This is a genomic window from Trabulsiella odontotermitis (assembly GCF_001188485.1).
Lineage (GTDB): Bacteria > Pseudomonadota > Gammaproteobacteria > Enterobacterales > Enterobacteriaceae > Trabulsiella > Trabulsiella odontotermitis_A.
In genome coordinates, this window is record NZ_JNGH01000078.1 from 1 (window position 1) to 8700 (window position 8700).

Sequence of the window (8700 nt, forward strand, 5' to 3'; positions counted from 1 at the left end):
CTCAGCAGTGACTTTGTCGCCGACTTTCACCATCACTTCGGTGACTTCAACTTCGTCGCCGCCGATATCCGGAACATTAACGTCTTTCGCGCCGCCAGCCGCTGCAGGTGCCGCAGCCTGTGCAGGCGCCGCTTCCGCTTTCGCTGGTGCCGCAGCGCCTTCAGCGCCCGCCACTTCAAAGACCATGATCAGCGACCCGGTAGACACTTTGTCGCCGGTGTTCACTTTGATCTCTTTGACGGTCCCTGCGAACGGCGCAGGGACTTCCATGGAGGCTTTGTCGCCTTCAACGGTGATCAGAGACTGTTCTGCGGTCACGGTATCGCCCACTTTCACCAGGATCTCAGTGACTTCAACTTCGTCGCCGCCGATGTCCGGTACGTGAACGTCTTTCGCCGCGGCCGCTGCTGGCGCAGCCGCCGGTGCCGCTTCTTTCTTCTCTTCTGCCTTAGCAGGTGCAGCATCAGCTGCACCGTCGGCGGAATCGAAAATCATGATCAGTTTGCCGGTCTCAGTTTTATCGCCGACAGAGACTTTGATCTCTTTAACGATACCCGCCTGCGGAGACGGCACTTCCATAGAGGCTTTGTCGCCTTCTACGGTGATCAGCGACTGCTCGGCTTCAACCTTGTCGCCCACTTTGACCAGGATCTCGGTGATTTCAACTTCATCAGCCCCGATGTCCGGTACATTGATTTCGATAGCCATTATTCTTTTACCTCTTACGCCAGACGCGGGTTAACTTTATCTGCATCGATGTTGAATTTGGTGATTGCTTCCGCCACCACTTTCTTGTCGATTTCGCCACGTTTAGCCAGTTCGCCCAGTGCCGCAACCACCACGTAAGAAGCGTCTACTTCGAAGTGATGACGCAGGTTTTCACGGCTGTCAGAGCGACCGAAACCATCGGTACCCAGTACGCGATAATCGCTCGCCGGGATGAAGTTACGGATCTGCTCAGCGAACAGTTTCATATAGTCAGTGGATGCTACAGCCGGTGCATCGCTCAGAACCTGTGCAACGTACGGTACGCGCGGTTCTTCGGTCGGGTGCAGCATGTTCCAGCGCTCACAATCCTGGCCATCACGCGCCAGTTCAGTGAAGGAGGTGACGCTGAATACGTCAGAACCCACGCCGTAGTCTTTCGCCAGGATCTGCGCTGCTTCACGCACGTGACGCAGGATAGAACCTGAACCCATCAGCTGAACTTTACCTTTGCTACCTTCGAGGGTTTCGAGTTTGTAGATACCTTTACGGATACCTTCCTCGGCGCCTTCCGGCATCGCCGGCATGTGGTAGTTTTCGTTCAGCGTGGTGATGTAGTAGTAAACGTTCTCTTGTTTCTCACCGTACATGCGCTCCAGACCGTCGTGCATAATGACAGCCACTTCGTACGCGTAAGCCGGATCGTAAGAGATACAGTTCGGGATAGTCAGAGACTGAATGTGGCTGTGACCATCTTCGTGCTGCAGACCTTCACCGTTCAGGGTCGTACGACCGGACGTGCCGCCTACCAGGAAGCCGCGCGCCTGCTGGTCACCCGCCTGCCAGCACAGGTCGCCGATACGCTGGAACCCGAACATGGAGTAGTAAATGTAGAACGGGATCATCGGCAGGTTGTTGGTGCTGTATGACGTTGCCGCCGCCAGCCAGGATGCGCCTGCGCCCAGCTCGTTGATACCTTCCTGCAGGATCTGACCTTTTTCGTCTTCTTTGTAGTACGCAACCTGCTCACGGTCCTGCGGGGTGTACTGCTGGCCGTTCGGGCTGTAAATACCGATCTGGCGGAACAGACCTTCCATACCGAAGGTACGCGCTTCGTCAGCGATGATCGGAACCAGACGATCTTTGATCGACTTGTTCTTCAGCATCACGTTCAGGGCACGAACGAATGCGATAGTGGTGGAGATCTCTTTGTTCTGCTCTTCCAGCAACTGAGAGAAATCAGACAGCTGAGGCAGTTCCAGCTTCTCGGTGAAGTTCGGCTGACGAGACGGCAGGTAGCCTTTCAGCGCCTGACGACGTTCGTGCAGGTACTTGTACTCTTCAGAGTCTTCCGGGAAGGTGATGTAAGAGAGGTTTTCAACCTGCTCGTCGGTGACAGGAACATTGAAGCGGTCGCGGATATAGCGCACGCCGTCCATGTTCATTTTCTTCACCTGGTGAGCGATGTTTTTACCTTCAGCGGTGTCGCCCATGCCGTAACCTTTAATGGTATGGGCCAGGATAACGGTCGCTTTGCCTTTGGTTTCCTGCGCTTTTTTCAGTGCAGCGTAGACTTTCTTCGGATCGTGGCCGCCACGGTTCAGGGCCCAGATCTGATCGTCAGTCCAGTCTGCCACCAGCGCTGCGGTTTCCGGATATTTACCGAAGAAGTGTTCGCGAACGTACGCGCCGTCTTTGGATTTGAAGGTCTGATAGTCGCCATCAACGGTTTCGTTCATCAGTTGAATCAGCTTACCGCTGGTGTCTTTGCGCAGCAGTTCGTCCCAACGGCTGCCCCACATCACCTTGATAACGTTCCAGCCAGCGCCGCTGAAGATGCCTTCCAGTTCGTTAACGATTTTACCGTTACCGGTGACCGGGCCGTCCAGACGCTGGAGGTTACAGTTGATCACGAAGACCAGGTTATCCAGTTTTTCGCGGGTAGCGATGGTGATCGCACCTTTAGATTCCGGCTCGTCCATCTCGCCATCGCCCAGGAAGGCGTAAACGGTCTGCTCGGAGGTATCTTTCAGGCCACGGTGTTCCAGATATTTCAGGAACTTCGCCTGATAGATAGCGCCGATCGGGCCGAGGCCCATGGAGACGGTCGGGAACTGCCAGAATTCCGGCATCAGTTTCGGGTGCGGGTAAGAAGAGAGACCGTTGCCGTGCACTTCCTGACGGAAGTTGTTCATCTGCTCTTCAGTCAGACGGCCTTCCAGGAAAGCACGAGCATAGATGCCCGGAGAGATATGGCCCTGGAAGTACACCAGGTCGCCGCCGTCTTTGTCGTTACGGGCACGGAAGAAGTGGTTGAAGCACACTTCATAAACGGTTGCGGAAGACTGGAAGGACGCCATGTGGCCGCCCAGTTCCAGATCTTTCTTGGACGCGCGCAGAACGGTCATAATCGCGTTCCAGCGGATAGCTGAACGAATACGGCGCTCCAGATCCAGATTGCCCGGGTATTCCGGTTCATCTTCAACGGCAATCGTGTTTACGTAGTTGCTAGCCCCTGCACCAGCAGCCACTTTCACGCCGCCTTTGCGTGCTTCTGAAAGGAGCTGGTCAATCAGATACTGAGCACGCTCAACACCTTCTTCACGGATGACCGATTCGATCGCTTGTAGCCAGTCGCGAGTTTCGATCGGATCCACGTCATTTTGGAAACGTTCTGACATGGGGGGTATTCCTTATCTCTAATACGTTGATTTGTCTGGAACCTGTCCCATTGCGTTTTCAGCTAAAAGCGCAATAAGACAGGTTCTGCGTTTAGTTGCCGCGCTCTAAAAAAACGGCGCTTAATCCTTTCGTTGCTGTAAGCGGCGAAGTGAACGTTCTCGACGACTTTGTTCACGGCTGCGGTCCAGCAAGATCTCCTCAATGAAAGCCAGATGTCGGTGCGACGCTTCGCGCGCCTGCTCCGGCTCTCTGGCCATAATCGCCTCGAAAATTCGGGTGCGATGGTTGCTGACCAGCGGAAGCATTTCCCGACGGGCATACAACAATTCAAAATTCTGACGAACGTTTTGCGCCAGCATGGGCTCCATGCAGCGTAGCAGATGAAGCAAAACTACGTTGTGTGCCGCTTCGGTGACGGCAATCTGATACTGGACGACGGCATTAGACTCAGCGTCGAGGTCGCCTGACTGCTGTGCCCGTTCGATGGCCTGATGAAGTTCGCCAATGCGTTCACGGTCTTCATCGGTGCTGCGCAGGGCCGCGTAATACGCCGCAATGCCCTCAAGCGCGTGACGGGTTTCCAGCAGGTCAAACTGAGATTCAGGATGGTCGGACAGAAGCTCTACCAGCGGGTCGCTGAAGCTCTGCCACAGGCTGCTCTGCACAAAGGTACCGCCGCCCTGGCGACGAAGCAGAAGGCCCTTGGCTTCGAGACGTTGAATCGCCTCACGTAGCGAGGGGCGGGAAACGTCGAACTGTTTGGCCAGTTCGCGTTCAGGTGGAAGTTTTTCGCCGGGGCGCAGTGTCCCCTCCAGAATCAAAAACTCCAGCTGCTGCTCTATCACATCAGAAAGTTTTGGTTGGCGGATTTTGCTGTAGGCCATTATTCCCTGTCTCTGCCATTAGCCCGGAGTCAATTGGTCTTACCAATTTCAAGTTCGTAGCGCTAAAGTAACAAAGTATTCACCTCATGTCCATACAGGTTTTGATTGAAATCAGGAAACCACGCACATTTTAACAACACTACAGAAATAGCGTTTCAAACATGTAACTTTGCACAAATGCTGCGTTTACCCACAAAGAGTGAGATTTAACCTTCGTGAAACGCAATTTTTTGCATTACGAACCGATTCACCCTCTTTTGAAGTGAATAAAAATGCACAGGAAGTGAATATGATGAGGGTTTCGTGCGCTTCGTGGAACTCCTGCTACGCTGTACAGATGCTCTCTTTTTATGCAATCCGTCACTACCCCTTCATAAAGCAGGTGCATTACGCCGCGCTTACCACTATTCTTCCTCTGGCGAAAGAGGCAAGAAGAACTTTCCCATTAATAACACGTAAATAAATAAGTACAGAAATGGAATTTCATAATTACACACGTATAACACGCGTAAAAAAAATACAACCACACACGAGGTTTTCATGATGGAAGGTCAACAGCACGGCGATCAGCTAAGGCGCGGACTCAAAAACCGCCATATTCAGCTCATTGCGCTGGGCGGCGCTATCGGTACAGGCCTGTTTCTCGGCAGCGCATCTGTAATTCAATCTGCCGGACCGGGCATTATTCTGGGGTATGCGATAGCCGGTTTTATCGCCTTCCTGATTATGCGTCAGTTAGGGGAAATGGTGGTCGAGGAACCGGTCGCCGGGTCGTTCAGCCACTTTGCCTATAAATATTGGGGTGGGTTCGCCGGGTTTGCTTCCGGCTGGAACTACTGGGTGCTGTATGTGTTGGTGGCGATGGCGGAACTGACCGCTGTCGGGAAATATATCCAGTTCTGGTGGCCGGAAATCCCGACATGGGTCTCTGCGGCGGCCTTCTTCGTGATTATCAACGCCATCAACCTGACCAACGTGAAAGTGTTTGGCGAAATGGAATTCTGGTTCGCCATTATCAAAGTGGTCGCTGTGGTGGGGATGATCCTGTTCGGCGGCTGGCTGTTGTTCAGCGGCAACGGCGGCCCGCAGGCCACCGTGCGTAACCTATGGGAGCAAGGGGGCTTCTTACCTAACGGGGTATCCGGCCTCGTCATGATGATGGCAATTATCATGTTCTCCTTCGGCGGTCTGGAACTGGTGGGCATCACGGCGGCAGAAGCCGACAACCCGGAAGTGAGCATTCCGAAAGCCACCAATCAGGTTATCTACCGCATTCTGATCTTCTATGTGGGTTCGCTGGCGGTTCTGCTGTCGCTGTTACCGTGGACGCGCGTCACTGCCGACACCAGCCCGTTTGTGCTGATTTTCCATGAGCTTGGCGACACGCTGGTGGCGAACGCCCTGAACGTCGTGGTACTGACGGCGGCGCTGTCGGTTTATAACAGCTGCGTTTACTGCAACAGCCGTATGCTGTTTGGTCTGGCGCAACAAGGCAACGCGCCGAGAGCGCTGCTGAAACTCGACCGCCGTGGCGTGCCGGTCACCACTATTCTGGTTTCCGCGGTGTTTACCGCGCTGTGCGTGCTGATTAACTACCTGGCGCCGGACTCGGCGTTCGGCCTGCTGATGGCGCTGGTGGTTTCCGCACTGGTCATCAACTGGGCGATGATTAGCCTGGCGCACATGAAATTCCGCCGCGCGAAGCAGCAGCAAGGAGTTACCCCGCGCTTCCCAGCCCTGTTCTACCCGCTGGGTAACTGGCTTTGCCTGCTGTTCATGGCAGCGGTGCTGGTGATCATGCTGATCACCCCGGGCATGGCGATCTCCGTATGGCTGATCCCGGTCTGGCTGGTGATCCTCGGCGTCGGTTATCTGTGCAAGCAGAAAAACGAAAAGACCGTTAAGGTAAATTAATGCTGACCGCCTCTGCGCTCGTTTCGGGTGCAGAGGCGTTGTTACCTTCCTCACACTTTCCCATCTACAGCGATTTCGTCCATATCACCGACCCTATCCTGCTACGCAAATAATCCTTGGCGCGCAAATAATTCTCTCCCTATCTCATAATGGAGAGCTGTCGATGGGCAACAACAAACTGTCTGTAAAAGAAAAGATCGGCTACGGCATGGGCGATGCAGGATGCAATATCATCTTCGGCGCCATTATGTTGTTTGTTAACTATTTTTATACCGATATCTTCGGTCTGGCCCCGGCACTGGTTGGCGTGCTGTTGTTATCGGTTCGTGTTATTGATGCCGTTACTGACCCGATTATGGGTGCGCTGGCTGACCGCACGCGCAGCAAATGGGGGCGATTTCGTCCATGGCTTTTGTGGATAGCTTTCCCCTATGCACTCTTCAGCGTATTGATGTTTACCACGCCGGAGTGGAGCTACAGCAGCAAAGTTATCTATGCGTTCGTCACCTACTTCCTGCTGTCCATCACTTACACGGCGATTAACATCCCCTACTGCTCACTGGGCAGCGTAATCACCAACGATCCGCAAGAGCGCGTCGCCTGCCAGTCGTATCGCTTTGTGATGGTGGGCATCGCCACGCTGTTACTGTCGCTGACGCTGCTGCCGATGGTCGACTGGTTCGGGGGCGGCAACAAAGCCAAAGGCTATCAGTTAGCGATGACAGTGCTGGCGTTTATCGGTATGTGCATGTTTCTGTTCTGTTTCTCCACCGTACGCGAGCGCATTCGCCCGGCGGTGCAAACTAACGATGAACTCAAACAGGATCTCAAAGACGTCTGGAAGAACGACCAGTGGGTGCGCATCCTGCTGCTGACACTATGCAATGTCTGCCCCGGTTTCATCCGCATGGCCGCCACCATGTACTACGTCACCTGGGTAATGCAGCAAAGTACCCATTTCGCCACGCTGTTTATCAGCCTGGGCGTGGTCGGCATGATGATTGGCAGCATGCTGGCGAAAGTGCTGACCGACCGCTGGTGCAAACTGAAAGTCTTTTTCTGGACCAACATCGCGCTCGCCATCTTCTCCTGTGCCTTTTACTTCTTTGATCCGCACGCCACGGTGATGATCCTGGTGCTCTATTTCCTGCTGAACATCCTGCATCAAATACCTTCGCCGCTGCACTGGTCGCTGATGGCCGATGTCGACGATTACGGCGAGTGGAAAACCGGCAAGCGCATCACTGGCATCAGCTTCTCCGGCAACCTGTTTTTCCTCAAAGTGGGGCTGGCGATTGCCGGGGCGATGGTCGGTTTTCTGCTCTCCTGGTACGGTTATGACGCGGGTGCCAAAGTGCAGAGCGCCACGGCGCTCAACGGTATCGTCATGCTGTTCACCGTTATTCCGGGCGTCGGCTATCTGATTACCGCGGGCGTGGTTCGCCTGCTGAAAGTGGATCGCGATTTTATGCAGCAGATCCAGACCGACCTGGAAAAACGTCGTCATCACTATCGCGAGCTAAATGAGTATCAGGAACAGATCGAACAGGTAAGGAAAGCATAATGACACTGTGGCCAAATCCCTTTATCGAGCAGCGCGCCGATCCATTTATTCTGCGGCATGAAGGGCAATACTATTTTATTGCCTCCGTGCCGGAATATGACCGACTGGAAATCCGCCGTGCGGTAACCCTGGACGGTTTACGCCACGCTGAGCCGGTTGTCGTCTGGCGCAAGCCGTCCACCGGGCCGATGAGTAAACTCATCTGGGCGCCTGAACTGCACCGCATCGACGGCGTGTGGGTGATCTATTTCGCGGCGGCCCACACTGACGCGCTGGACGACCTCGGCATGTTCCAGCACCGCATGTTTGCGCTCATCTGTTACGAGCCCGATCCGCTGAGCGGGCAGTGGCAGGAAAAAGGCCAGGTCAAAACGCCGTTTGATACCTTCGCGCTGGATGCCACCACGTTCTACCATCAGGGTAAGCACTGGTATCTGTGGGCGCAAAAAGCGCCTGACATCGCAGGCAATTCCAATCTCTATCTGGCGGAGCTGGAAAACCCGTGGACGATTAAAGGCGAGCCGGTGATGCTCAGCAAACCGGAGTTTGAGTNTGCTCAGCAAACCGGAGTTTGAGTGGGAGTGCCGCGGTTTTCTGGTCAACGAAGGCCCGGCGGTCATCACCCACGGCGACCGGCTGTTCGTCAGCTACTCCGCCAGCGCTACGGACGAAAACTACTGCATCGGGCTGCTGTGGGTAGATATTGACGCTGACCCGCTGCAGGCTCTCTACAGCCGGTGTTCATCACCAGCGATGAAAACCGCCAGTACGGGCCGGGGCATAACAGCTTTACGAAAACGCCAGAAGGGGAAGATGTGCTGGTCTATCACGCCCGCAACTACACCGCGATTGAAGGCGATCCGCTGTACGATCCCAACCGCCACACGCGGCTGAAGCTGATTCGCTGGCAAGAAAACGGGATGCCCGACTTCGGCATCCCGCCTGCGGATA

At 54.6% G+C, this 8700-nt stretch carries 5 protein-coding genes and 1 pseudogene; 3 read left to right on the forward strand and 3 right to left on the reverse strand.

Going from position 1 to position 8700, the window contains the following annotated elements; all coding sequences use genetic code 11:
- From GM30_RS09645 to pdhR, 3 genes are all read right to left on the reverse strand, one after another.
- Positions 1 to 708, reverse strand: a 708-nt coding sequence (locus GM30_RS09645; protein ID WP_338011777.1) for a biotin/lipoyl-containing protein, incomplete at its 3' end; no start/stop codon positions are given.
- Positions 709 to 722: 14 nt separating this feature from the next.
- Positions 723 to 3386 (reverse strand): pyruvate dehydrogenase (acetyl-transferring), homodimeric type, encoded by a 2664-nt coding sequence (gene aceE / locus GM30_RS09650; RefSeq protein ID WP_049848455.1) that lies wholly within the window; start codon positions 3384 to 3386, stop codon positions 723 to 725.
- Between the two features lie 120 nt (positions 3387 to 3506).
- A complete protein-coding gene (gene pdhR / locus GM30_RS09655) occupies positions 3507 to 4271 on the reverse strand; it encodes a pyruvate dehydrogenase complex transcriptional repressor PdhR (protein ID WP_049848456.1) in 765 nt (254 codons plus the stop codon).
- A gap of 543 nt (positions 4272 to 4814) precedes the next feature.
- Between pdhR and aroP the strand changes: the two genes are divergently transcribed.
- From aroP to GM30_RS09670, 3 genes and pseudogenes are all read left to right on the forward strand, one after another.
- The gene (gene aroP, locus GM30_RS09660) at positions 4815 to 6185 is read left to right on the forward strand and encodes an aromatic amino acid transporter AroP (protein ID WP_080993414.1); all 1371 of its coding nucleotides are present in this window, start codon (positions 4815 to 4817) and stop codon (positions 6183 to 6185) included.
- A gap of 163 nt (positions 6186 to 6348) precedes the next feature.
- Positions 6349 to 7749 (forward strand): glycoside-pentoside-hexuronide (GPH):cation symporter, encoded by a 1401-nt coding sequence (locus GM30_RS09665; protein WP_049848458.1) that lies wholly within the window; start codon positions 6349 to 6351, stop codon positions 7747 to 7749.
- Positions 7749 to 8700, forward strand: a pseudogene (locus GM30_RS09670) (glycoside hydrolase family 43 protein); the annotation flags it as partial. The gene GM30_RS09665 and the pseudogene GM30_RS09670, both read left to right, overlap by 1 nt.